The organism is Stenotrophomonas acidaminiphila, assembly GCF_001431595.1.
Classification (GTDB): domain Bacteria; phylum Pseudomonadota; class Gammaproteobacteria; order Xanthomonadales; family Xanthomonadaceae; genus Stenotrophomonas; species Stenotrophomonas acidaminiphila.
Genome location: NZ_LDJO01000026.1, coordinates 338,444 through 363,840, shown reverse-complemented (window position 1 = coordinate 363,840; position 25,397 = coordinate 338,444). Strand labels below are relative to the sequence as shown.

The following is a 25,397-nucleotide window of genomic DNA, read 5'->3' as shown; positions in this document are numbered from 1 at the left end:
TCAGTCGCCCAGCGGCAGGCGCGAGTCGCCGCCCCGGTAGCGGTCCAGCGCCAGCTTGATGCGGCGCAGGTGTTCGTGGTTTTCGCTGGCGCCGTTGAGCGCGGTGGTGGTGGCCAGCACGTCGATGGCCAGCATCATCGCGTAGCGCGAGGCGGAGGGCTTGAACACGAAATCGGTCTCCTCGATGCTGATCGGCAGCAGCCAGTCGCTCAGCTCGGCCAGCGGCGTGCCGGCGCGGGTGATGGCGCCGACCCGCGCGCCATAGGTGCGCGCGATCTCCACCGCCGAGATCACCTCCGGGGTGATGCCGCTGACCGACAGCGCCAGCACGAGGTCCTGCGGGCCGAGGATGGCGGCGGTCATCTTCATCACCACCGCGTCGCTGCAGGCGGTGATCGGCAGGCCGAAGCGCATCAGCCGGTTCTGCAGTTCCTGCGAGAACACGGTGGAACAGCCGCCGATGCCGAACACGTGGATGCGCCGCGCCTGGCAGATCGCATCGGCCAGCTGCTGCACCACGTCTTCCTGCAGGTTGGCCAGGTTGTGGCGCAGGCTGGCCTGGATGTCGTCGCAGATCTGCGCGAACAGCGCCGATACCGGTGGTGCGTTCTGCTGCTCGAGGAAGCGCTTGCCGACCGCGCTGGCCGAAGCCAGGCGCGCGCGCAGTTCGCGCACGTGTTCGCAGCCCAGCGTCTTGGCGAAGCGCGAGATCGCCGCAGCGCTGACCTCGGCGCGCTCGGCCAGCTCGGTCACGCCGTACTGGGCGGCGGCATCGACGTCGGCGAGGATGGTGTTGGCGATGCGGGCCTCGACCGGACTGAATTCATGCAGCCGTTGGCGCAGTTCGTAGACGATGTCGAACATGGTGGGTTCTTCGGTTCAGAGCACGGCGGCAAGGGCCGCCACCAGCGCCAGCGCGGTGACGGAGATGAGGGTTTCCAGCACGGTCCAGGTCTTGAAGGTCTGGGCCACGGACATGTTGAAGTATTCCTTGACCAGCCAGAAGCCGCCGTCATTGACATGCGACAGCACCACCGAGCCGGCGCCGGTGGCCAGCACCAGCAGTTCCGGGTGCGGGTAGCCCAGCGCGGCGGCGATCGGGGCGACGATGCCCGACGCGGTGGTCATGGCCACCGTCGCCGAGCCGGTGGCGATGCGCATCAGCGCGGCCATGGTCCAGCCCATCAGCAGCGGCGACAGCTGGAACTGGCGGGACAGGTCGATGATCTGGCTGGCCACGCCGGTGTGCACGAGGATGCCGTTGAGGCCGCCGCCGGCGCCGACCAGCAGGGTGATGGCGGCGGTCGGCGCCAGGCACTCCTGCGAGAATTTCAGGATCTGCTCGCGGTTGAAGCCGCGCATCAGCCCCAGGGTGACGAAGCTCAGCAGCGTGGCCAGCAGCAGCGCCACCACCGAGTGGCCGATGAAGCGCAGGCCATGGTTGAGCGGCGAGCCGGGCGTGGCGATCTGGTCGGCCCAGCCGCCCAGCAGCATCAGCGCCACCGGCAGCAGCACGGTGGCGATGGTGATGCCGAAGCCCGGCAGCTGCTCGTCGGGAATGCGGCCGTGGCCCTCGTCCAGCAGCGCGGCTTCCATCGGATTGTGCGCCGGCAGCGCCACCCGGGGTGCGACCACCCTGGCGAACACCGGCCCGGCCAGCGCCGCGGTCGGCAGCCCCACCAGCAGCGCATAGAACACGGTGCGGCCCACGTCCGCGCCATAGGCATGCACGGCCAGCATCGCCGCCGGGTGCGGCGGCACCAGTCCGTGCACCACCGACAACCCCGCGACCATCGGCAACCCGACCAGCAGCAGCGGCACGCCGGTGCGGCGGGCGACGTTGAGCACGATCGGGATCAGCAACACGAAGCCGACCTCGAAGAAGATCGGCAGGCCGATGCAGAAGGCGATCAGCATCATCGCCCAGTGCACGTTGCCGGTGCCGAAGCGCGCGATCAGCGTGCGCGCGATGCGTTCGGCGCCGCCGGACTCGGCCATCATCTTGCCGAGCATGGTGCCCAGCGCCACGATCAGCGCGATGTGGCCCAGGGTCTTTCCGACGCCCTGCTCGTAGGCCGGCAGGATCTCCGGCGCGGGCATGCCGGCCAGCAGCGCCAGCCCCACCGAGACCAGGGTGACGCTGATGAAGGGATTGAGCCGGTAGCGGGCGATCAGCACGATCAACGCGACGATCGCCAGCACGGCGTAGATCAGCAGCAGGTGTCCATGGCTCATGCGTGCGGGTCCGGCGGCGGCTCAGAACTGCGTGGAGACGGCATCGACCACGTTGTGGTCGTCGTCGACCACCAGCAGGTGGCGCCACTTGTCGAAGGTCAGGCACGGGTGGGAGATGTCGAAGCACAGCATGTCGCCCACGCGCAGGTCGTCTTCGGCCCGCACCTGCAGGAAGGCGTGCTGGTCCATCATCGCCGTCACCTGCCAGTGCGCGGCGGCGTCGCCGGGCATGGCATCGCCGGGCCGGTAATGCAGCGCCGGCACCGGGAAGCCTGCGTCGAACGCGGCATCGCGCTTGCCCAGCCCGACGATGGCCCGTTCCGGCTCCGCTCGTGACTGCACGTAGGCCCACAGCCGCAGCGCCGGGCGCAGGCTCGTGCCCATCCGTCGCGCGACCGGGTTGCCGGCCTGGATGCGGCTGGCGGCCTGGCGGTAGGCGCCGACGTCATGGGTGAGGTAGCAGCCCGGGCGCAGCACGATCTCGGCCGTGGCGTCACCGGACAACGCGGCGAACTCCTCGGCGACCACGTCGAACCAGGCCGAGCCGGCACCGGTCAGCAGCGCCGGCACGCGGCCGAACGCGGCGCCGGCGCGCAGTCGCTGGAAGGTCTCCACGCTGCGGCGCAGGATCGCGCGCACGCCGGCCTCGTCGGCCACCACGCCCTCGTAGACTTCCACGCCGGCCAGCCGCAGCGCCCGTGGCCAGCGTGCGACCGCCGCGACCACCGCCTGCGCCTGGGCGTCGTCGCGGACGCCGGTGCGGCCGCCGCTGACGCCGATCTCCAGCAGTACGTCCAGGCACAGCCCGCGGGCGTCGAACCAGCGGCCCAGCGCGTCGGCGTTGGCGGCCGAATCGACCAGGCAGAACACCTCGGTGCCACCGGCCTCAAGCAGCTCGGCGATGATCGCCATGTTGGCCGGGCCGACCAGTTGGTTGGCGACCAGGATGCGGCGCGCGCCGGCCAGCCAGGCCTCCCGCGCCTGTGGCGCGGTGGCCACGGTGATGCCCCAGGCGCCGGCATCGAGCTGCAGGCGGAACAGCTCCGGGCTCATCGTGGTCTTGCCATGCGGCGCCAGCTGCACGCCGTAGGCGGCGACGAAGCGGCGCATCCATTCCAGGTTGTGCAGCAGCGCCGAACGCAGCAGGACCGCGGCCGGCAGGCTGACCTGCTCACGCAGGATGGACCACCCCTGGCGGGCTGCGTCGGTCGTCGAAAGAGCGGCGTCGGCGGCGCCCAGGCCCTTGCCACGGAGCACGGCTGGCATGGCTTGAAATTGTTTTTTATCCATTCCGGATCACGCTGATGATGCCCCCATCTTCCCCGCTGGAGAGCGGTCTATGTAGCAGATAACCGGCGCAATGAAAAATATTTTCGTAAAATGTTGCAAGGCAGCATGCCGATTCGGGTGCCGCGTCCTGAATGCAGTCCCCGATGAAACGGTTCATGTCGTCGCCGAGTCGCTAGAATCGGGCATTCAGCCACAGCAAGTCCCGTCGATGTCCAAAGAAGATTTCAAGCAGGCCGCCCTCGACTACCACCGCATGTCGCCGCCGGGGAAGATCCGGGTCGCCGCCACCAAGCCGATGCTCACCCAGCGCGACCTGTCGCTGGCGTACTCGCCGGGCGTGGCCTATGCCTGCGAAGCGATCGTCGCCGACCCGGCCGCGGCCAGCGAGCTGACCGCGCGCGGCAACCTGGTCGCGGTGATCTCCAACGGCACCGCGGTGCTGGGCCTGGGCAACATCGGCCCGCTGGCCGGCAAGCCGGTGATGGAAGGCAAGGGCGTGCTGTTCCAGAAGTTCGCCGGCATCGACGTGTTCGACATCGAGGTCGACGAGAACGACCCGGACAAGCTGGTCGACATCATCGCCTCGCTGGAACCGACCTTCGGCGGCATCAACCTGGAGGACATCAAGGCACCGGAGTGCTTCGTGGTCGAGCGCAAGCTGCGCGAGCGCATGAACATCCCGGTGTTCCATGACGACCAGCACGGCACCGCGATCATCGTCGGTGCGGCCATCCTCAACGCGCTGGACATCACCGGCAAGAAGATCGGCGAGGTCAAGGTCGCCACCACCGGCATGGGCGCGGCCGGCATTTCCTGCGTGAACATGCTGGTGGAGCTGGGCGTCAAGCCGGAAAACGTGCTGGCGTTCGACCGCGACGGCGTGATCCACAGCGGCCGCGAAGGGCTGGATCCGGAGAAGGCGCGCTATGCGCGCGACACCGACAAGCGCACCCTGGCCGAGATCGTCGAGGGTGCGGACATCTTCCTGGGCCTGTCGGCCCCGGGCATCCTCACCGCCGAGATGGTCAAGACCATGGCGCCGGACCCGGTGATCTTCGCGCTGGCCAACCCGACCCCGGAGATCATGCCGGAAGTGGCGCGCGCCGCGCGCCCGGACGCGATCATCGGCACCGGCCGTTCGGACTACCCAAACCAGGTCAACAACGCGCTGTGCTTCCCGTACCTGTTCCGCGGCGCGCTCGACGTCGGCGCCACCGGCATCAACGAGGAAATGAAGGTCGCCTGCGTGCGTGCCATCGCCGCGCTGGCCCGCAAGGAGGCGTCCGACCTCGGCGCGGCCTACGGCGGCGACACCCCGAGTTTCGGCCGCGACTACCTGATCCCGCGCCCGTTCGACCGCCGCCTGCTGGTGGAGCTGTCCTCGGCGGTGGCACAGGCGGCGATGGACTCGGGCGTGGCCACGCGCCCGATCGCCGACATGGCCGCCTACCGGCAGAAGCTGGCGCAGTTCGTCTATCGCACCAGCCTGTTCATGAAGCCGGTCTACGACCAGGCGCGTGCCGACAAGCAGCGCGTGGTCTATGCCGAAGGCGAGGAGGAAGTGGTGCTGCGCGCGGTGCAGAACGTGATCGACGAAGGCGTGGCCTTCCCGATCCTGATCGGCCGCCCGGACGTGATCGAATCGCGCATCGAGCGGCTGGGCCTGCGCATGAAGCCGGGCGTGGATTTCGAAGTCACCAACATCAACGACGATCCGCGCTTCAACGACTACTGGCAGTACTACCACGGGCTCACCGGCCGTCGTGGCGTGACCGTGGCCGCGGCCAAGAACCTGCTGCGCTCGCGCCCGACCCTGATCGCCGCGGTGATGGTGGCGCGCGGCGAGGCCGACGCCATGCTCAGCGGCGTGGTCGGCCGTTTCCACAAGAAGCTCGGTTACGTGCGCAGCGTGATCCCGCTGGAGCCGCGGGTCAGTTCGACCTCGGCGATGACCGGGGTGATCAACTCGCAGGGCGTGTTCTTCTTCGTCGATACCCACGTGCAGGAAGACCCGAGCGTGGAGCAGATCGTCGAGTCCACGCTGCAGGCCGCCTACCGCATGAAGCTGTTCGGCATCGAGCCGAAGGTGGCGCTGCTGTCGCACTCCAACTTCGGCAGCCATGATTCCAAGGATGCGCTGAAGATGCGCCAGGTGCGCGAGCAGCTGCTCAAGCGCAACCCGCGGTTGAACGTGGACGGCGAGATGCAGGGCGACACCGCGTGGGACGAGGCGCTGCGCGAGAAGCTGCTGCCCAACAGCACGCTCAAGGGCCGCGCCAACCTGTTCGTGCTGCCCAACCTGGAGGCGGCCAACATCGCCTACAACCTGGTGCGGGTGTTCACCGACGGCGTGGCGATCGGCCCGATCCTGATGGGCATCTCCAAGCCGGTTCACATCCTCACCAGCAGCGCCAGTTCGCGCCGCGTGCTGAACATGACCGCCATTGCCGCGGTCGATGCGCAGATCCGCAAGCAGATGGAAGCCGAGCGCGGCACCTGAGTCGGGTCGCCCCGGAACCCACCACAAGGCCGGCGCATGCCGGCCTTGTCGTATCCGCGCCATTCGGTGCCTGTGGCTGCCGCCGGGCGCGGCGCCGGGTCAGGCGATGATGCCCAGGACCACCGCGCGCACCGCCGCGGCCGTGCGGTTGCCGACGTCGAGCTTGGTCATGGCGTTGTTGAGGTGGAAGTTGACCGTGCGCTCGGTGATGTTGAAGCGGGCGGCGATCTGGCGGTTGGTATGGCCTTCGGCGACCCAGCGCAGGATCTCGATCTCGCGCGCGCTCAGCGCCTCGCGCGAGGTCGCGCGCCAGCGCGCAAGCATTTCCCGCGCCAACCCATGGTGGGCGACCTGGCCCAGCCACAGCAGCTGCGGCCACCTGGCGCGCAGTTCCAGCGGGTCCAGGCGCGTACCGCCACGGGTCAGGGTCAGCATGCCGCGCACGCTGTTGGCCGCCAGCGCCGGCAGCGATACGCCGCAGATGATGTCATGCAGGCGCGCGTCCTCCCAGAAGGCCGCGGCCGGGTCCAGCGGATCGTCGCCATTGGACCAGGCGAAGGCATCGAGCGACGCCGCGCCCTGGCGCACGGTGGGGTCGACCTGCAGGTAGTTGTTGTCCTGGTAGCGCTTCTGCCAGATCTCCGGGTAATCGTTGAGCATCACGATTTCCGGCTGCGCCAGCGGCAGCGGCGCGCGCACGCCATAGGCGCAGTGTTCGAAACCCAGGGCGCGTACCATCCCGGCGATCGTCCCGAACAGGTCGTTCTGTCCATCGGGCGCCAGCAGCGCATTGAGTTGGTCTTCCCGCCACGCCTCCATTTCCGCCCTCGATGAAACCGTGATCACGGCCGGGTGGCACTGTCAGTACTGACAGCTTCCAGTACCCGCAACGCGCATCTAGATTGGTCAAGTCCATCGCCCGGCGCGGCGCACCGCCATCGCCTGCACTGCCATAGGCTGCATGATAATGACAGACGACGACGGTTACATCCGCCTATCGCGGCAGGCGCTTGGCCAGATCCGGCTCGTGCACCTGGTATCGGGGCTGGACGAGGAACATGGCCACGCTGCAGCGGGGGCGGCCTGCTCGGACATCAGCGGGTATACAGAATGGGCCACCACCTCGGTACCGGCCGTCTCGGTCGGCTGGGACTGGCATATCGATACCCTGGCCCGGCCCGTCTCCGCCGCCTGCCGGGACACGCCGCGCAGCAACGTGATGCTGGTGGATGAACACGGCCGGGACGTCGGCCCGGACCATACCGCGTGCTGCCTCAGGCAACTGGTCGACACGCTGGAATGGAAACCGGTGGTGCTGGACGCCATCGGCTTCCGCTGACGCACTGACTGGCGGCGGTTCGGGCGCACTGCAGCCGTCGCCCGCGACGCGTGCGCCGCTGCGCGTGGACACTGCCGACCTGTCAATCCTGACAGTTATCAGGCATTTGCTGCATTGCAAGACTCCTCCCCGTCCTTCAGCAACAGGGGAGCGGCTCATGGAATTCATCCTCGCCCGGGCAGGCGACCTGTCGCCGCTGCTCAATCGGGCACTGGGCCGCTACCGCTACCGGGTATTCATCGAAACCCTCGGCTGGCAGCTGGACACGCCGCCGGGAATCGAGCGCGACCGGTTCGACCGGCCCGAAACCGTGCACGTGATCGCCCGCGATGACCAGCACGCCATCGTCGGCTATGCGCGGCTGTTGCCGACTACCGGCCCCTATCTGCTGGGCGAGATGTTCCCGCAGTTGATGAACGGCCTGCCACCGCCCTGTTCGGAGGAGGTGTGGGAACTGTCGCGCTTCGCGGTGATGGACCTGCGCGGCGCGCGAACCGGGGGAGCGACGCAGCGCCCGTCGGCGCTGGCGGTGGACATCCTGCAACTGGCGGCCGACTACGTGGAACGCCGGGGCGGGAAGCGACTCATCAGTGTCTCGCCGCTGGCGATGGAGCGGTTGCTGCGGCGGACCGGTTTCCATGTCCACCGGGCCGCGCCGCCGGTGATGATCGAAGGCCACCCGACCTTCGCCTGCTGGATCGAGCTGGCCGGGCGGCCGCCGTGTGCGCCGCATGGGAACGCCGCGACCTGTCAATTCTGACAGTTACGGGAAACGGGTATCTCGGGTGAAATCCATGTCAGGCCGGAGGGCCTGCGGGAGACGGGAAAATGGGCTCGTCGTCCCGGCCGGCGTGGAATGCCATGCGGAGGGAACAGGGAGGTTGCAGGCGGGAGCGGTCCTGCTTCGTGCGCGCCTGGCGCGCCCCTCCGTGTTCTTTCATATCGGGAGATGGGGGCATGTTCAAGAAGATCTCGGACCATGACGTCAGGCGCGGCGTCTCCGATTCGCTGCGGATGCAGTTCCTTGCCGGTCTCTTTGTCGGTACCGTCGTCGGCATCAGCGTGGGTGGGTTGCTGGGCATCCTGGTCTGAGAACCAGGCGTGTGTCGGTGCCGCCGGTACCGGGGCGCCGGCGGGCATCAGGTGCATCACTGCCGGGTGCCAGGATCCCGGCAGGCGCCGGCTGGCGATGAATCCCCCAGCATGCGGCCAGCCGGGACGTCGGCCTGCCGTCGTCCTCGATGCGCAGGTGGCCATTGACCACCCGCAGGGCGGAAGACAGCGCGCGGATCCAGGTGGCCGGCAGGCGGCATGAACCGCTGCGGATCGAACACCACACACCCTGGCGAAGAATCCCGGGTGCGGTTGGTCGCGCTGCTGCCCCCCAGGATGTGCGTGGTCAGCGCGGCGGAGCGGTCAGGGAACTCCTCCATGCGCAGGCCCCGAGCTGGCGGACGTAGCGCTGGACGCGGTGGCTGCCGGGGCGCCATGGGGTGGCGGCCGGGTGCGGGCCATCGCAGAAGGAGTCGCCGGACATGGCACCGGCTCATGTCCGGCGAAGTCCATGTCCTGCCGGCGCTGCTAGAATTGCCCGGTCCCGGTTTTCCTGTGTGAATGACGCCATGAGCCATACCGCCGCCGCGCCCGCCAACGCCGAGAAGCGCTACAACGTGCACCGTGCCGACCTGCCGTTGAGCTGCCCGACGCCGGAGATGGCGCTGTGGAATTCGCATCCGCGGGTTTACCTGCCGATCGAGAACGAGCCCAACGGCGAAGCCGCCTGCCCGTACTGCGGCGCGGTGTTCGTGCTGGTCGACTGAACGCCCGCATGCGCCGCCTGACCGTGGTGCAGCTGCTGCCGGCGCTGCACTCCGGCGGCGTCGAGCGCTCGACGCTGGAGATCGCCCAGGCGCTGGTGGAGGCCGGGCATCGCGCCATCGTGGTCTCGGCCGGTGGCCGTCTGGTGCCGCCGCTGCTGGACAGCGGTGCCGAACACCTGGCGCTGGACATCGGCCGCAAGTCGCTGCTGACCCTGCGCCACGTGGTGTCGCTGCGCAGGCTGTTCGCCGAAACCGGCGCCGATATCGTGCACGCGCGTTCGCGGCTGCCGGCCTGGCTGGGCTGGCACGCGCTGCGCGGCATGCCGCGGGAACGGCGCCCACACTGGGTCACGACCATGCATGGGCTCAATTCACCGGGTCGCTACAGCGGCATCATGGCCAGTGGCGAGCGGGTGATCTGCGTGTCCCGCAGCGTGCGCGACTACCTGCTCGCGCATTACCCGGCCACCGATCCGCAGCGCCTGCGGGTGATCCCGCGTGGCGTGGACCTGGCGCAGTTCCCGCACGTGGCGCCGGCCGACCGGCGGCCGCGGCTGGCGGTCGAAGCGCTGCATCCGGCGCTGGCCGGCGCCGGGCCGCTGTTGCTGTTGCCCGGTCGCGGCACCCGCCTCAAGGGCCATGCGCATGCGCTGCACCTGCTGGCGGCATTGCGCGGGCACGATGTGCTGGCACGGCTGTGGATGCCGGGCGCACGCGAGCCGGGGCGCGAGGCATACGTGCGCGAACTGGAGCAGCAGGCCGCCACGCTGCGCATCGCCGACGCGGTCGCCATCACCGAACCCACCACCCGGATCGCGCAGGCCTACGCGGCCAGCGACCTGGTCCTGCAGCTGTCGGACAAGCCCGAGGCGTTCGGCCGCACCGTGCTTGAAGCGCTGGCAGTGGGCCGCCCGGTACTGGGCTGGGACCACGGTGGGGTCGGCGAACTGCTGGGCGAGCTGCAGCCCTCCGGCGCGGTGCCGCCGGGCGATGCCGCGACACTGGTGGCGCGTGCGCTGGACCTGCTGCGGCAACCGCCACCGCTGCCGCGGCGCATCCCTTTCACCCTGCGGGCCATGCAGCGTGCCACGCTGGACGTTTATGGCGAACTCGTCGATTGAATCCCCCGTGGCGTCGCCGGCGCCTCCGTTGAAATGGGCCCCGGCCTGGGTGATCGCCTGCGTCGCGGCGTGGCCGGCGCCGGGCATCGCCGAGGCGTTGCTGGCGCTGGGTGCGCTGGTGATGCTGGGCTACCTGGCGTGGCAGCGCTTCACCGGCGACGGCCGCCGCCTGCTCAGCGTGCCGGCGTGGGCGCTGACCAGCACGCTGTTCCTTGCCTATTGGCTGCCGCAGCTGGTCTCGGCTGTGGACGCGGACGATCCCGGCCGTGCGTGGGGCCGGGTCGCGGCCGGGCTGCGCCACCTGCCTTTCATGTGGCTGGTGGCCATCGCCGTGGCGAGCGACGCCCGGCGCCGGGCCACCTTCACCGGATTGGGCGTGGTTGTCGCGTTGTGGGTGGCCGATGCGCTGGCGCAGGCACTGGCCGGCAGCAGCCCGCTGTTCTGGTCGATGGACCAGGTGAAATGGCTGGTCAGCGGGCACGGCCTGTGCAGCGCCGGGGAAGTGGCGCAGGCGGACCGGCTCAGCGGCGTGTTCGGGCCGTGCAACCTCAAGTTCGGGCAGGTACTGGCCAGCCTCACGCCGTTCCTGTTGTTCGCCGCCGCCGCGCGCTGGGGACGCTGGGGCTGGCTGCTGGCGGCGCTGCCGACCGGGGTGGTGATCGTGCTCGCCGGTTCGCGTGCGTCCTGGATCACCTATGCCCTGGTGATGCTGTTCTCCGGCTGGCGCCTGCTGGGCCGGAAGGGCATGGCCCTGGTGCTGCTGTCCGGCGTGCTCGGCGCGGTGCTGCTGGCCGGGCTGTCCCCGCAGGTGCGCGAGCGGGTGACGCGCACCGCGATGGCGTTGACCGGCGATGCGGCCGGTGTGGATGCGGCGCTGTCCGGACGCAGCCAGATCTGGAGCGCGGCTGCGTGCATGGTGCGCGCGCATCCGCTCAACGGGGTGGGCACGCGCGAGTTCCGCAACGCCTTTCCGCAGTGCGATCCGGCGCACGGGCAGTACGCCGCCTGGGGCACCGGGCCGGCGCTGCATGCCCACCAGCTGGTGCTCGAGATCCTGTCCGAAACCGGCATCCTGGGCCTGCTGCTGTGGCTGGCCGGCGCGTCCATGGCGTGGCGCGCGTGGCGTTACGCGGACGCGGAGGCACGGGCACGGGCGCGCCCGGCCACGCTGGCGCTGGCGGTGACGGTGTTCCCGTTCAATACCCACCTGGCGTTCTACTCGGCGTTCTGGGGCGGCGCGACCCTGCTGCTGGCCGCGCTGTTCGCCGGCGCCCTGCTTGCCCATCCGTCGCCGGCGCCGGCCGGCGGCGATCAATCGCGCTGATAGAAGCGGCTGCGTCCTTGCGGCTGCCGCTTGAAGCGGCGGTGGATCCACAGGTACTGGGCCGGCGCTTCGCGCACCATCTGCTCGATCGCGGCGTTGACGCGCGCGGTGTCGGCGACCGCATCCTCGGTGGGGAAGTCCGGCAGCGGCGGCGCGATCGTGAGCAGGTAGCGCCCGCCTTCGCGACGGTGGAAGAAGGGCACCACGGCGCAGCCGGTCAGCCGCGCGAACTGGTGGGTGGCGGTGATGGTGGAAGCGGGTACCCCGAAGAACGGCACGAACACCGAATCCTTGCCGCGCATGTCCTGGTCGGGCGCGTACCAGAGCAGGCCGCCTTTCTTCAGGTGGCGCACGGTGGCGCGGATGTCCTCGTTGGCGAACATCGCGCTGGCGTAGCGCAGGCGGCCGTGCTTGACCGCCCATTCCATCACCGGGTTGCGGTAGCGCCGGTACATGCCGGCCAGCGGCACGTGGTCGCACAGCAGCCGCCCGCACATCTCCAGGGTCATGAAGTGTCCTGACACCAGCAACACGCCGCGGCCCTGCGCCTGCAGTGCCTGCAGGTGCTCAAGGCCCTGGATCTCCACCCGCGGGCGGATCGCGTCAATGCTGCCCCACCAGGCGCGGGCGAACTCGAAGATGCCCACGCCGAGCGCATCGAAACTGTCGCGCAGCAGTTGCCGCCGCCAGGCCTCGTCCTGCTCGGGAAAGCACAGGCGGATGTTCACCTCGGCGGCATGCCGGCGGGTACCGGCCAGGTGCAGCGCCAGCCAGCCGATGCCGCGGCCGATCGCGCGCTGCAGCATCCAGGGCAGGCGTGCGCCCAGCATGGCCAGCGCCAGCCAGGCGAACGTCGGCCAGTGGCGTGGCTGCCACAGTGACGGGCGGGTGGCGGAGGTGGGGGTGTCGGACATGGGGGGATTCTAATGAGGAACCCGCGGATGGGCACCCGGAAGCGGCCGGGGCGATGGCCGCGCATGCAGCTCCGCCGGTTTCCTATCCACTAGTTCCCCGCGCATAGGTATCCTCGCCGGATGCGCAAGGATCCCGTCGAACTGCTGCTGCGGGGCCTGTACTCGGCCTTGCTGTACCTGCTGCTGCCCATCACCGTCTATCACCTGGTATGGCGTGGCTTCCGCGTGCGCGAATACTTCAAGCGCTGGGACGAACGCTATGCGTCGTATCCGGAAAGCGGGCGCAGGCCCTGCGTGTGGCTGCACGCGGTCTCGGTGGGCGAGGTCAACGCCGCCGCGCCGGTGGTGGATGCGCTGCGCCGGCAGCGCCCGGACATCCGCTGGGTCATCACCACCATCACCCCCACCGGATCGCAGCGGGTGCGCGCGCTGTGGGGCGACGCGGTGGACCACGTCTACCTGCCTTACGACGTGCCGGGCAGCGCCGGGCGTTTCCTCGACCATTTCCGCCCGAGCCTGGCGTTGATCCTGGAAACCGAGTTGTGGCCGAACCTGTTGTTCGGCTGCCGCGATCGCCGGATCCCGGTCTACATCCTCAATGCGCGCCTGTCGGCACGCTCGCTGAAGGGTTATCGCCTGCTGCGGCCGCTGGTCGGGCGCGCGCTGCGCACGGTGACCTGCGTGGCCGCGCAGTCGAGCGAGGATGCGCGCCGCTTCGTCGTGCTCGGCGCACGCCAGGAGCAGGTCTGCGCGCTGGGCAACCTGAAGTTCGACATCCACCCGCCGGATCCGGCGCCGCTGCTCGCCGCGTTCCATGCGCATGTGCCGGCCGGGCGCGTGACCTGGATCGCCGCCAGCACCCACGAAGGCGAAGAGCAGGCGGTCATCGACCTGCATGCGCGCGTGCTGGAGCGGTATCCCGATGCGCTGCTGCTGTGGGCGCCGCGGCACCCGGAGCGGTTCGCCAAGGTCGAGGCGTCGGTGCGGGCCCAGGGCTGGCGCGTGGCCACGCGCAGCGCCGAGCAGTGGCCGGGCGCCGACACCCAGGTGTTCGTGCTCAACACGCTGGGCGAGCTGATGCCGTTCTTCGCCTGCGCGCAGGTGGCCTTCGTCGGCGGCAGCCTGCAGGCCATCGGCGGGCACAACCTGCTGGAGCCGGCGGCGATGGGTACGGCGGTGATCACCGGCCCGCACCTGCACAACTTCGCCGAGATCTCGCGGCGGATGAGCGAAGCCGGGGCGCTGAGCATCCGCGACGATGCCGCCCAGCTCGGCGACGAACTGCTGCGCCTGCTGGGGGATGCGTCGGCGCGCCGGCAGATGGTCCAGGCCGGCGCCCAGCTGGTGGCCAACGGCCGCGGTGCGCTGGAACGGACCCTGGAACTGATCGCGCCGCGGTTGCCGGCACCGGAGTAGGAGGCAGTCGCGACGTCTGGCTTCCGCGCCACGTGATGGCGCATACGCGAAAGGCGGGCCAAAGCCCGCCTTTCGCATGTCCATGCCGGTGAAGCGGCGGGACTTACTGCATGCTGCCCGCCGCCAGCTGCGCCTCGGCATCCTGGGTCAACAGGCGGTTGATGTCCTGCACCTCGGCCACGTCCAGCGCGCCGATGGCCTGGCTGAGCTGCAGCCGGCTGAGCAGGAAGGTGTAGCGGGCCTGCGCATAGTCCAGCTTGGCCTGGAACAGGGTGCGCTGGTTCTGCACCACGTCCAGCACGGTACGGGTACCGACTTCCAGGCCGACCTGCGAGGCGTCGTACGCGCTCTGCGCCGACACCACGGCCAGGCGGCGTGCCTCGACCTCGCTGATGCCCGCCACCACGGCCTGGTAGGCATTGCGGGTGTTGCGGTCCAGCGCGCGCTTCTGCTGCTCGTAGCCGTCCTGGGCGATGTCGCGCTGGGCCAGGGCCTGGCGCACGTAGGACTGGGTGGCGCCACCGGAGAAGATCGGCACGTTCAGGGTCAGGCCGATCGAGTTGGTGGTCGCGTCCGGGCCGAACGAGGAGCCGCCGACGCTGTCGCCCCAATTGGCGCTCTTGCCCCAGCTGCCGCCCAGCGACAGGGTCGGGTAGTGGCCGCCGCGGGCGGCCGAGACGCCGGACTCGGCGGCGTTGACCTTCAGTTCCTGCGCCTTCAGCGCCGGGTTCTGCGCGATCGCATCGGCCACCAGCTTGTCGACGTCGCCGCGGTTGGCCGGCAGTTCCGGACGGAAGTCCTCCGGCAGGCTGCGCAGGCCCTGCACCGGCTGCCCGGTCAGTTCGCTCAGCGCCTGGTAGGCATCGGCCAGGGTGTTGCGGGCGAGGATGGTGTTGGCGCGCGCCTGGTCGTACTGGGCGCGGGCTTCGTGCACGTCGGTGATCGGCGCCAGACCGACTTCCAGGCGCTTGTCGGCGTAGTCGAACTGCTTCTTGGCGGCCGCTTCGTTGGTCTGCGCGGCGCTGAGCGATTCGATCGCCACCAGGACGTTGAAGTAGGTGGTGGCGGTGCGCACGATCAGGTCGTCGTTCGCCGATTCCAGGTCGAAGTCGGCTGCCTTGCTGATCTCGCGCTGGGTCCGCAGGTTGGCGAACTGGGTCCAGTTGAACAGGGTCTGCTCACCCGAGATGCCGTACTTGCGCGAGGTGGAGGTGCTCGAGCCGCTGACGCCATCCAGCGAGGAGCGGGTGCGGTTCAGCGACGCCGAGCCGCCCAGCGACGGCAGCAGTGCCGCGCGGGCCTGCACCTGGCCTTCCTTGGTGTACAGCCGGTTGGACTCTGCGGAGGCCAGCTGCGGGTCGCCGTTGCGGGCCATTTCGTAGACCTGCATCAGGTCGGCGGCATTGGCCGCCAGCGGCGAGAGGGCGACAGCCAGCGCAAGGGCGAGGGATCGGCGGATCATTGCGGCTTCCTTGGATGTAGCGGATCAGAGTTGGAACTGCGGGGCCGGCGCGGCACCCAGCAGATAGTCGATATCGGTTTCGAACAGGGACTGCACGCTGCCGTCGGCCTTGATCAGCGCCGCTTCCATCACCGGCGAGCGGCCCTGGATGACGAACAGGCGGCCACCGGGGCGCAGCCACTTCAGGATGTGTGCCGGCACGGTATCCACCGCACCGGTGATGCAGATGGCGTCGAAGTGGCGCTGGGTCTGCCACTGCAGCGCGTCGGCGACCTCGATGCGCACGTTGGAGCCGAGCTTGGCGGCATCCAGGTTGGCGCGCGCGCGCTCGGCCAGCTCCGGCTGGATTTCAAGGCTCAGCACTTCGCGGGCCAGCTCGCCCAGGCAGGCGCTGATGAAGCCGCTGCCGGTACCGATCTCCAGCACTTCGTCGCCCGGCTGCAGGTCCAGCGCCTGCAGCATGCGGCCTTCGACCACCGGCTTCATCATCTTCTGCCCATGGCCCAGCGGCAGTTCGATGTCTGCATAGGCCAGCGCCTTGTGCGACTCGGCCACGAAGGCTTCGCGCGGCAGCCGCGCCAGGACGTCCAGCACGCGCAGGTCCAGCACGTCCCAGGGACGTACCTGCTGTTCGACCATCATTTCGCGGGCGTGGGAGTAATCGATCGTCATGGTGTCTCGTCAATCCGGCGCAGTGGGCCGGCCATTTTACCGGTTGGCGCGGGCAGTGCGGGGCAAGCATCGCCGTGCCCGCGGCAGGTCCGCAGTGCCGGAAGTCATCACGACCTCCGGTTCGTTCAGGTTAGGGGCGGGGCGCATAGGCGCGGATGAAGAAGTCGACCGTGGTGGCGATGTGGGCCTCGGCGTCGGGCTGCTCCGGGGCCGCGCACAGCCCGCACATCATATGCGCGTGCAGTTCGCCCTTGATCAGGCAGAAGAACTGGCGCGCGGCCAGGCGCGGGTCGTCGATCGCCAGTTCGCCGCGGGCCGTGCGGGCCTCGAGGAATTCGGCCAACGCGCTCTCGGTGCGCTTGGGGCCGGCCTGCCAGAACATCTCGCGGATCCGGTCGTCGGTTTCCGGGGTCATCATCATGCGCTGGGTGGCGATGGCCTCGTCGCTGCTGATCAGCGCGAAGAACGCATGGCCGATCCCGCGCAGCTGCTCGCGCAGCGGGCCTTCGCTGTCGGTCACGAACAGCTCGTCGGGCATCATCTCCACGCACTTGGCCTGGATCGCCTCGAAAAACAGGGTCTCCTTGTCGCCGAAATGGCTGTAGACGGTGAGTTTGGAAACGCCGGCGCCGGCGGCGATGCCGTCCATGCTCACGCCGTTGAAACCCTGTTCGATGAACATTTCCTTGGCCGTTTCCAGGATCGCGGCGCGCTTGCCCAGGTCCTTGGGGCGGCCGGGACCGGTGCCGCGCGGGGTCGGCTTGCCGGTGGGGTGGGAAGGATGATGCGAAGACATCAGACAATACTAGACCAGCTGGTTCGATATTTATACTATACCGCCTCGTTCAGTAATGGCGATGAACCGCCATCCCTCCCCCTTTCATCTTCCAGCGATCCTTACCCATGAACATTGCCCCATGGATTGGCGGTTCCCTGCTGGTGGCCCTGTTGGCCGCCTGCGGCAAGTCCGAGCCTGCTCCCGCACATGCCGTACCGGTTCTGGTCGTACACCCCCAGGACAGTGGCCAGGCCATCACCGCATACCCCGGCGAAATACGGGCGCGCGAGGAAACGGTGTTGTCGTTCCGTGTCGGCGGCAACCTGCTGCGGCGCGAGGTCAATGCCGGCGAGCGGGTGCGCAAGGGCCAGCTGCTGGCCGAGCTGGACGTGGCCGATTACGCGCTGCAGGCGAGTGCGGCGCAGGCGCAGTACGCGGCCGCCGAGGCCGACCTGGTGCGCGCCCGCGACGAACACCGGCGCTACACCGCGCTGGCCGCCGAGCAACTGGTCAGCCGCTCCGCGCTGGATGCGCAGACCGCCGCGCTGAAGGCGGCGCAGGGCCAGGCCGATGCGGCCCGGTCCAACCTGGACGTGGCCCGCAACCAGGCCGCCTACGCGCAGCTGCGCGCGCCGGCGGACGGGGTGATCGCCAGCCGCCAGGCCGAGGCCGGGCAGGTGGTCGCCGCCGGCCAGGCCATCTACACGCTGGCCGCCGACGGCGCCCGCGAGGTCGCCATCGCCCTGCCGGAGAGCGGCATCCGTGAATTCGCGGTGGGCCAGGCAGTGGAAGTGGAATTGTGGAACCGGCCCGGCAAGCGCTGGCCCGGCACCATCCGCGAGATCGCACCGGCCGCCGATGCCCAGGCGCGCACCTATGCCACGCGCGTGAGCCTGGCGGCCGAAGCGCTGGATGCGGTCGAGCTGGGGCAGAGCGCACGCGTCTACGTGGCCCACGGCAAGGGTGGCGCGCTGAGCGTGCCGCTGGCGGCGGTGCAGCCGGGCCGGACCCAGCAGCAGGCCGGGGTGTGGGTGGTGGATCCGGCCAAGGGCACGCTGCACCTGCGCCAGGTGACGCTGGGTGCCTACGGTGCCGAACGCGTGCCGGTGTTGTCCGGGCTGGCCGCCGGTGACTGGGTGGTCGCCGCCGGCGGCCACCTGCTGCGCGAGGGCCAGCCGGTGACGGCGGTGGACCGGGCCAACAAGCCGGTCCTGGCCGCACCCGCTCCGGCCCGGAAGGAGGACTGAGGCGTGCGCCGCTTCAATCTTTCCGAGTGGGCACTGGGCAACCGCGCGCTGGTGCTGTTCATGATGATCGCGCTGGCGGTCATCGGCGCGTGGTCCTACAAGCACCTCGGCCAGTCCGAGGATCCGCCGTTCACGTTCAAGGCGATGGTGGTGCAGGCGGCATGGCCGGGGGCCACCGCCGAGCAGGTCTCGCGGCAGGTGACCGAGCCGATCGAGAAGGCGCTGATGAACACCGGGCAGTTCGAGTTCATCCAGTCGTACTCGCGGCCTGGGGAGTCGCAGGTGATCTTCATGGCGCGCGACTCGATGCGCTCCAAGGACGTGCCCGAGCTGTTCTACCAGGTGCGCAAGAAGGTCGGCGACATCCGTTCGCAGCTGCCGGCCGAGGTGGTCGGGCCGTTCTTCAACGACGAATTCGGCGACACCTTCGGCAACATCTACGCGCTGACCGGCAAGGGCTTCGACTACGCGCTGATGCGCGATTACGCCGACCGCATCCAGCTGGAGCTGCAGCGCGTGGCCGACGTCGGCAAGGTCGACCTGCTCGGCCTGCAGGACGAAAAGGTCTGGATCGAGCTGTCCAACACCAAGCTGGCCACGCTGGGGGTGTCGCTGCAGCAGGTGCAGCAGGCGCTGGCCGACCAGAACGCGGTCACCCCCGCCAGCTGGTTCGAGACCGGCAGCGACCGCGTGCAGATGCGGGTGACCGGGCAGTTCGATTCGGTCGAGGACATCGCCGCGTTCCCGATCCGCGCCGGCGACCGTACCGTGCGCCTGGGCGACATCGCCCAGGTCAGGCGCGGCTTCGCCGACCCGGCGTCGCCGAAGATGCGTTTCATGGGCGAGGACGCCATCGGCATCGCGGTGGCGATGAAGAACGGCGGCGACATCCTCAAGCTCGGCAAGGCGCTGGACGACGAGTTCGCGCGGCTGCAGGAGACGCTGCCGGCGGGCATGGAGCTGCGCAAGGTCTCCGACCAGCCGCACGCGGTGAAGGATTCGGTCGGCGAGTTCGTCAAGGTGCTGACCGAGGCGGTGGTGATCGTGCTGCTGGTGAGCTTCTTCTCGCTGGGCTGGCGCACCGGGCTGGTGGTGGCGGTGTCGATCCCGCTGGTACTGGCGATGACCTTCTTCGTCATGCACCAGTTCGACATCGGCCTGCACAAGATCTCGCTGGGCGCGCTGGTACTGGCGCTGGGACTGCTGGTGGACGACGCGATCATCGCGGTGGAAATGATGGCCACCAAGATGGAGCAGGGCTACGACCGCCTGCGCGCGGCCAGCTTCGCCTGGGAGTCGACCGCGTTCCCGATGCTGACCGGCACGCTGATCACCGCCGCCGGCTTCCTGCCCATCGCCACCGCCGCATCCAGCACCGGCGAGTACACCCGCTCGCTGTTCCAGGTGGTGACCATCGCCCTGGTGGTGTCGTGGATCGCCGCGGTGCTGTTCATCCCGTACCTGGGCGACAAGATGCTGCCGGACCTGCACAACCCGCAGCCGCCGCGCCCGGGCAGCCTGGGCGCACGCTGGCATGCGCTGCGCCTGCGCTGGGCCGACCGCAATCCGGCACTCGCGCACCTGATCCGGCCCAGGCAGCTGGAACACGACCACGACCCGTACAAGAGCGCGTTCTACCAGCGCTTCCGGCGTTTCCTCGACGCCTGCCTGCGGCGCCGCTGGCTGGTGATCTTCGCCACCATCGGCCTGTTCGTGTTCTCGCTGGTGATGTTCCGCTTCGTGCCACAGCAGTTCTTCCCGGATTCGACCCGGCCGGAGCTGATGGTGGACATCGAGCTGGCCGAAGGCGCGTCGCTGGCCGCCACCCAGGCGCAGGCGCACAAGCTGGAGGCGCTGCTGAAGCAGCGCCAGGACATCGCCAACTACGTCGGTTACGTGGGCAGCGGTTCGCCGCGCTTCTACCTGCCGCTGGACCAGCAGCTGCCGGCGACCAATTTCGCCCAGTTCGTGGTGCTCGCACAGGACATCCATGCCCGCGAGGCGGTGCGCGACTGGCTGCTGAAGGAGGTGGTGCCGCGGTTCACCGACGTGCAGCTGCGCGTGACCCGGCTGGAGAACGGGCCGCCGGTGGGCTACCCGGTGCAGTTCCGCGTGTCCGGCGAGCACATCGACCGGGTGCAGGCCATCGCCCGCCAGGTCGCCGACAAGGTGCGGCAGAACCCGCACGTGGCCAACGTCAACCTCAACTGGTCCGAGCCGAGCAAGGTGGTGCGGCTGGTGGTGGACCAGGAGCGCGCCCGCGCGCTGGGCGTTAGCAGCGCGCAGATCGCGCACTTCCTGAGCAGCTCGCTGTCGGGCATGCAGGTGAGCACCTACCGCGAGGGCAACCGCCAGATCGGCATGCTGCTGCGCGGCCCGGACGACGAGCGCGCGCGGCTCGACATGCTCGCCAGCCTGGCCATTCCCACGCCCAGTGGTACCGCGGTGCCGCTGTCGCAGGTGGCCCGGCTCGAGTACGTGTTCGAGGATGGCATCATCTGGCACCGCAACCGCCTGCCCACGGTCACCGTGCGCGCGGACATCGCCGACGGCCTGCTGCCGCCGGAGGTCACCGGGCAGATCCTGCCGACCCTGGACGGCATCCGTGCCGCCTTGCCGGACGGCTATCTGCTGGAAGTCGGCGGCACGGTGGAGGATTCGGCGCGCGGGCAGAACTCGATCAAGGCCGGCATGCCGCTGTTCCTGATCGTGGTGGTGACCCTGCTGATGCTGCAGCTGCGCAGCTTCTCGCGTGCGGCGATGGTGCTGGTCACCGCGCCGCTGGGCATCATCGGCGCGACCCTGTTCCTGCTGATCTTCCGGGTGCCGTTCGGCTTCGTGGCGCTGCTGGGCACCATCGCGCTGGCGGGCATGATCATGCGCAACTCGGTGATCCTGGTGGACCAGATCCAGCAGGACATCGATGCCGGGCACGACCGCTGGCACGCGATCATCGACGCCACCGTGCGCCGCTTCCGCCCGATCGTGCTGACCGCGCTGGCCGCGGTGCTGGCGATGATCCCGCTCTCGCGCAGCGCGTTCTACGGCTCGATGGCGATCTCGATCATGGGCGGGTTGATCGTCGGCACGGTGCTGACCCTGGTGTTCCTGCCGGCGCTGTATGCGGCCTGGTTCCGGGTGCGGCCGGACGAGGCGGCAAGCTGAACGGTGCAGCCGCCGCGTCCTGACGGCCGATACCCGTAACTTTGCGGTGGTAGATTGGAACGGCGCGGCCGGCCTGGGTGGCCGGCCGCGCCAAACCGCGAAGGGAGACGGTTCTGTTGGTCCGCAGTAGCCAGAGCGTCCGGCACAGGGATCCATGCGTGCGCAGCACATGGCTGGCGTCATGGTATGGATGCATGGCGCTGGTGCTGGCCTGCCTGGCCTGGCTGCCGGCGGCGCGGGCCGCGGATGGACGCCATTACATGGTCAGCGACTGGACCATGGACGATGGCTTGCCGCACAACCTGGTGCATGCGCTGGCGCAGGACCGCGACGGTTTCATCTGGGCCGGGACCTGGGAAGGCGTGGTCCGTTTCAACGGCCGCAGGTTCACCGTTTTCGACCGCCAGAACACCCCCGGCGCGGAGTTGTCGGGCGTGTTCAGCATTCTCGCCGAGCCCGACGGCGGGGTCCTGTTCGGTACCGCGGCCGATGGCGTGTTCCGCCATTACCGGGGGCGCTGGCAACGTCTGGGCGAGCCCGGCGCCCGCCGCCTGCCGGTCACCGCGCTGCTGCGTGGCGCCGGCGGCGAACTATGGATCGCCTCGGCCAACCGCCTGCTGCGGATGGATGTGCACGGTCGCATCCACGATGCCGGCGCCGATGCCGGCCTGCCCGGCGTGCGGGTCAACGCGCTGGCCGATGGCGGTGACGGCGCCGTGCTGGTCGCCACCGATGCCGGCGCCTACCGGCTGCAGGACGGGCGCGCCATGCCCTGGGCGGACTGGGCGGGTACCCATGCGGTGCGCGGCATTGCCGGCGATGGCGCCGGTGGCTGGCTGCTGGCCACCGTCAATGGCGTGTACTGGCAGGATCGCGACGGCAGGGTCGAGCACCTGCACCCGGGCGACCGCGTCGAGGCGGTCCTGCGCGACGGTGTCGGCGCGATCTGGATGAGCCTGTCCAGCGGCGAGCTGCTGCGCCACGCCGGCGACGGCGACGAACGCCTGGATATCGCCGGCCCGGTAAGCGCGGCCCTGCTCGTCGACCGCGAGGGACTGGTCTGGAGTGGCAGCACCGACGGCCTGCACCGCGTGGCGGAGGTTGCCGCGGTCGGCTTCACCCGCAAGGACGGGCTGGGCAGCGACTATGTCCGGGTGGTCCTGCAGAGCGACGACCGGGCGCTGTGGATCGGACACGCCGATGGCCTGGACCGCTGGCACCAGCGGCGCATGCAGCGGGTGCGGCTGGGCGCGGCAGGCGGCCGCGACCCCTCGGTGCTGGCACTGGCCTGGCGCGACGGCACGTTGTGGGCGGGTACCTACGACCAGGGGGTGTTCGCGCTGGATGCGCAGGGCAGGGTGAAACAGCGGATCCGCCTCGGTGGCCCGCGCGAGCCGATCGTGCGGGCACTGCTGGCCGACCCCGACGGCGGCCTGTGGATCGGCGGCACCCACGGCCTGAGCCACTATCGCGACGGGCGCCTGCGGTTGCGCCTGGACAGCAGGGAACAGCCCGTCGCGGTGGTGCAGGCGCTGTACCGCGACCCCGATGGCACGCTGTGGATCGGCACCACCGGGGGCATGGCCGCGCTCGGGCCCGACGACGTATTGCGTACCTGGGGCGCGGAGGGCGAGGTGCCCGCGCAATACGTGTTCGACTTCCTGCGTGACCCGGGCGGCGATCTGTGGATCGCCAGCGACCGCGGCCTGCTGCGCATGCGCAACGGCAGCTTCCGGGTCTACGACCACCGCCATGGCCTGCCGCGCGACAAGCTGTTCCGGATCATCGACGACCAGGCCGGCAACCTGTGGCTGCCCAGCAACATCGGCGTGTTCCGCGTCGCCCGCGCGGAGCTGGACCAGATCGACGCCGGCACCCGCCGGCAGTTGGCCGTGCACGTGATGGATCGCAGCGACGGCATGCCCGGCAGCCAGGGCAACGGTGCCTCGATGCCCGCCGGGTGGCGTGCCAGCAATGGTGCGCTGGCGTTTCCCACGTCGGCCGGGCTGGGCCTGATCGACCCGCGCATCGCCGGCCGTTACGACGGCAAGGCATCGCCGGTGGTGTTCGAGGCGGTATCGGTGGACGGCGTCGCACGGGCGCCGGCGGCGTTGCTGCGGCTGGAGCCGGACGCGCGGCGGGTGGCGGTGGCCTACACGGCGCTCAATTTCCGAGCGCCTGACAAGATGCGCTACCGCTACCGCCTGCGTGGCTTCGACGCCGGCTGGGTGGAGGCGGGCAGTGGCACCGAGGCGGTCTACACCAACCTGCCACCTGGCCAGTACCGGCTGGAAGTACAGGCCATGGCGCTGCCGCTGGACTGGGCGCGGCAGCCGGAAGTGGGGACGGCGGAGATGGCACTGGAGGTCGTGCCGCCGCTATGGAGGCGCACGTCCTCGCAGGTGCTGCTCGGCCTGGCGCTGGTGGCGGCCGTGGTGCTGGGGTTCTGGCTGCGCACCGCCAGCTACCGGCGCAGCCAGCACCGGCTCAGCGAGGTGATCGCCGCGCGCACCGAGGAGCTGAGCGACAAGAACCGCGCGCTGGAACTGGCCGGCGCCGAGCGCGACCGGCTGCTGCAGCGGCTGGAGCACCAGGCCACGCACGACGTGCTGACCGGCCTGCCCAACCGGCGTGCGGCCGAACTCAACCTGCGCCAGGCGCTGGAACGCGCCGGCGACCGCGGTGAGCCCCTGTGCGTGGCGCTGATCGACATCGACCATTTCAAGCAGATCAACGACCGCCACGGCCACCACGGCGGCGACCGGGTGCTGCGCGAAGTGGCCGAGCTGCTGCGCCTGCACCTGGACGGCGAGCAGTTCGTGTCGCGGCATGGCGGCGAAGAGTTTCTGGCGGTGCTGCGCGGACTGACCCTGGAGCAGGCGCTGCAGCGGCTGCAGGCACTGCGGCTGGCGCTGGCCCGGACGCGCATGGACGAGGTGGATCCGGGGCTGGTAGTCACCGCCAGCATCGGCGTGGCCGAGTGCCGCCCCGGGCAGGAATCCCCGCGCACGCTGCTGGCCGCCGCCGACCGCCAGCTCTACCGTGCCAAGCGCGAGGGCCGCAACCGGGTCTGTGCCGCGTAGCGGGCCATGCCCGCTGCGACCCGGGCGCGGGCGCGGCGCTCTACAATCGGGCGTTCTTCCAGCCAGTGAGCCAGCGCATGCGTACGCTTTACCCCGCCATCACGCCCTACGACACCGGTACGCTCAAGGTCGACGAGCGCCACACGCTGTACTACGAACAGTGCGGCAACCCTGACGGCAAGCCGGTGGTGATGCTGCATGGCGGGCCCGGCGGTGGCTGCACGGCGAAGATGCGCCAGTTCCACGATCCGGCGAAGTACCGGATCATCCTGTTCGACCAGCGTGGCGCCGGCCGTTCCACGCCGCACGCCGACCTGGTGGACAACACCACCTGGGACCTGGTGGCCGACATCGAGATGCTGCGCGGGCACCTTGCGGTCGACCGCTGGCAGGTGTTCGGCGGCAGCTGGGGCTCGACCCTGGCGCTGGCCTATGCGCAGGCGCATCCGCAGCGCGTGACCGAGCTGGTCCTGCGCGGCATCTTCATGCTGCGCCGCTGGGAGCTGGAATGGTTCTACCAGGAAGGCGCCAGCCGCCTGTTCCCCGACGCCTGGGACCACTACGTCAACGCGATCCCGGCGGTGGAGCGGCACGACCTGATCTCCGCCTTCCACCGTCGCCTGACCAGCGATGACGAAGCCACCCGGCTGGCCGCGGCCAGGGCATGGAGCGTGTGGGAAGGCGCCACCAGCTTCCTGCACGTGGACGACGACTTCATCAACAGCCACGAAGACCCGCAGTTCGCGCTGGCCTTCGCCCGCATCGAGAACCACTACTTCGTCAACGGCGGCTTCTTCGAGGTCGAGGACCAGCTGCTGCGCGACGCGCACCGCATTGCCGACATCCCCGGGGTGATCGTGCATGGCCGCTACGACGTGGTGTGCCCGCTGGCCAACGCCTGGGACCTGCACAAGGCCTGGCCGAAAGCGCAGCTGCACATCACCCCGGCCTCGGGGCATTCGGCGTTCGAGGCGGAGAACGTGGACGCGCTGGTGCGCGCCACCGACAGCTTCGCCGGTTGATCGGAGTCG

At 69.7% G+C, this 25,397-nt stretch carries 20 protein-coding genes; 12 read left to right on the top strand and 8 right to left on the bottom strand.

Going from position 1 to position 25,397, the window contains the following annotated elements:
* Genes ABB33_RS10025 through ABB33_RS10015 form a run of 3 tightly spaced genes read right to left on the bottom strand, consistent with a single transcriptional unit; the run spans position 1 to position 3,501 of the window.
* On the bottom strand, positions 1-864 hold the full coding sequence (locus tag ABB33_RS10025; protein WP_056931990.1) for a MurR/RpiR family transcriptional regulator: 864 nt from the start codon (positions 862-864) through the stop codon (positions 1-3).
* A gap of 15 nt (positions 865-879) precedes the next feature.
* Entirely contained in the window at positions 880-2,235 is a 1,356-nt protein-coding gene (locus ABB33_RS10020; RefSeq protein ID WP_056931989.1) for a GntT/GntP/DsdX family permease, read from the bottom strand.
* A 21-nt stretch (positions 2,236-2,256) separates the two neighbouring features.
* Positions 2,257-3,501, bottom strand: a complete 1,245-nt coding sequence (locus ABB33_RS10015; protein WP_198421459.1) for an amino acid deaminase — start codon at positions 3,499-3,501, stop codon at positions 2,257-2,259.
* 232 nt (positions 3,502-3,733) lie between these two features.
* Here ABB33_RS10015 and ABB33_RS10010 point away from each other — a divergent pair, with 232 nt between their 5' ends.
* On the top strand, positions 3,734-6,025 hold the full coding sequence (locus ABB33_RS10010; RefSeq protein ID WP_054663125.1) for an NADP-dependent malic enzyme: 2,292 nt from the start codon (positions 3,734-3,736) through the stop codon (positions 6,023-6,025).
* 99 nt (positions 6,026-6,124) lie between these two features.
* On the opposite strand, the gene ABB33_RS10005 is transcribed toward ABB33_RS10010, so the two are convergent.
* Positions 6,125-6,844, bottom strand: coding sequence for an autoinducer binding domain-containing protein (locus tag ABB33_RS10005; protein WP_056931987.1), 720 nt, complete (start codon positions 6,842-6,844; stop codon positions 6,125-6,127).
* A gap of 148 nt (positions 6,845-6,992) precedes the next feature.
* Between ABB33_RS10005 and ABB33_RS10000 the strand changes: the two genes are divergently transcribed.
* The 6 genes from ABB33_RS10000 to ABB33_RS09980 all read left to right on the top strand — a co-directional run bounded on the left by ABB33_RS10000 (position 6,993) and on the right by ABB33_RS09980 (position 11,629).
* Positions 6,993-7,364 (top strand): DUF4902 domain-containing protein, encoded by a 372-nt coding sequence (locus ABB33_RS10000; protein WP_054663131.1) that lies wholly within the window; start codon positions 6,993-6,995, stop codon positions 7,362-7,364.
* A gap of 157 nt (positions 7,365-7,521) precedes the next feature.
* On the top strand, positions 7,522-8,124 hold the full coding sequence (locus ABB33_RS09995) for an acyl-homoserine-lactone synthase (protein ID WP_056931986.1): 603 nt from the start codon (positions 7,522-7,524) through the stop codon (positions 8,122-8,124).
* Between the two features lie 197 nt (positions 8,125-8,321).
* A complete protein-coding gene (locus ABB33_RS19190) occupies positions 8,322-8,456 on the top strand; it encodes a hypothetical protein (RefSeq protein ID WP_263863280.1) in 135 nt (44 codons plus the stop codon).
* Between the two features lie 530 nt (positions 8,457-8,986).
* Positions 8,987-9,184: a zinc-finger domain-containing protein gene (locus ABB33_RS09990; protein WP_054663138.1), complete on the top strand. Its 198-nt coding sequence runs from the start codon at positions 8,987-8,989 to the stop codon at positions 9,182-9,184.
* 8 nt (positions 9,185-9,192) lie between these two features.
* The gene (locus tag ABB33_RS09985) at positions 9,193-10,305 is read left to right on the top strand and encodes a glycosyltransferase (protein WP_056931985.1); all 1,113 of its coding nucleotides are present in this window, start codon (positions 9,193-9,195) and stop codon (positions 10,303-10,305) included.
* Positions 10,286-11,629, top strand: a complete 1,344-nt coding sequence (locus ABB33_RS09980) for an O-antigen ligase family protein (RefSeq protein ID WP_056931984.1) — start codon at positions 10,286-10,288, stop codon at positions 11,627-11,629. The genes ABB33_RS09985 and ABB33_RS09980 overlap by 20 nt, the downstream gene beginning before the upstream one ends.
* Here ABB33_RS09980 and ABB33_RS09975 read toward each other — a convergent pair.
* The gene (locus tag ABB33_RS09975; RefSeq protein WP_056931983.1) at positions 11,617-12,543 is read right to left on the bottom strand and encodes an LpxL/LpxP family Kdo(2)-lipid IV(A) lauroyl/palmitoleoyl acyltransferase; all 927 of its coding nucleotides are present in this window, start codon (positions 12,541-12,543) and stop codon (positions 11,617-11,619) included. The genes ABB33_RS09980 and ABB33_RS09975 overlap by 13 nt on opposite strands.
* A gap of 120 nt (positions 12,544-12,663) precedes the next feature.
* Here ABB33_RS09975 and waaA point away from each other — a divergent pair, with 120 nt between their 5' ends.
* The gene (gene waaA, locus ABB33_RS09970) at positions 12,664-13,959 is read left to right on the top strand and encodes a lipid IV(A) 3-deoxy-D-manno-octulosonic acid transferase (protein ID WP_056931982.1); all 1,296 of its coding nucleotides are present in this window, start codon (positions 12,664-12,666) and stop codon (positions 13,957-13,959) included.
* 103 nt (positions 13,960-14,062) lie between these two features.
* Here waaA and ABB33_RS09965 read toward each other — a convergent pair whose 3' ends face one another.
* The 3 genes from ABB33_RS09965 to ABB33_RS09955 form a co-directional block, all read right to left on the bottom strand.
* Positions 14,063-15,421, bottom strand: coding sequence for a TolC family outer membrane protein (locus ABB33_RS09965; protein WP_056931981.1), 1,359 nt, complete (start codon positions 15,419-15,421; stop codon positions 14,063-14,065).
* A gap of 24 nt (positions 15,422-15,445) precedes the next feature.
* Positions 15,446-16,093, bottom strand: coding sequence for a protein-L-isoaspartate O-methyltransferase family protein (locus ABB33_RS09960; protein WP_054663156.1), 648 nt, complete (start codon positions 16,091-16,093; stop codon positions 15,446-15,448).
* A gap of 130 nt (positions 16,094-16,223) precedes the next feature.
* On the bottom strand, positions 16,224-16,889 hold the full coding sequence (locus ABB33_RS09955; RefSeq protein WP_056931980.1) for a TetR/AcrR family transcriptional regulator: 666 nt from the start codon (positions 16,887-16,889) through the stop codon (positions 16,224-16,226).
* A gap of 107 nt (positions 16,890-16,996) precedes the next feature.
* Between ABB33_RS09955 and ABB33_RS09950 the strand changes: the two genes are divergently transcribed.
* The 4 genes from ABB33_RS09950 to pip all read left to right on the top strand — a co-directional run bounded on the left by ABB33_RS09950 (position 16,997) and on the right by pip (position 25,388).
* Complete coding sequence (locus ABB33_RS09950; protein WP_056931979.1) at positions 16,997-18,118, top strand: efflux RND transporter periplasmic adaptor subunit; 1,122 nt, start codon at positions 16,997-16,999, stop codon at positions 18,116-18,118.
* A 3-nt stretch (positions 18,119-18,121) separates the two neighbouring features.
* Entirely contained in the window at positions 18,122-21,283 is a 3,162-nt protein-coding gene (locus tag ABB33_RS09945) for an efflux RND transporter permease subunit (protein WP_054663166.1), read from the top strand.
* Positions 21,284-21,477: 194 nt separating this feature from the next.
* Positions 21,478-24,366 carry a ligand-binding sensor domain-containing protein gene (locus ABB33_RS09940; protein ID WP_082595055.1) on the top strand — a complete coding sequence of 963 codons (2,889 nt, stop codon included), beginning with the start codon at positions 21,478-21,480 and terminating at the stop codon, positions 24,364-24,366.
* Positions 24,367-24,443: 77 nt separating this feature from the next.
* Entirely contained in the window at positions 24,444-25,388 is a 945-nt protein-coding gene (gene pip, locus ABB33_RS09935; protein ID WP_056931978.1) for a prolyl aminopeptidase, read from the top strand.
* Positions 25,389-25,397: the final 9 nt, after the last annotated feature.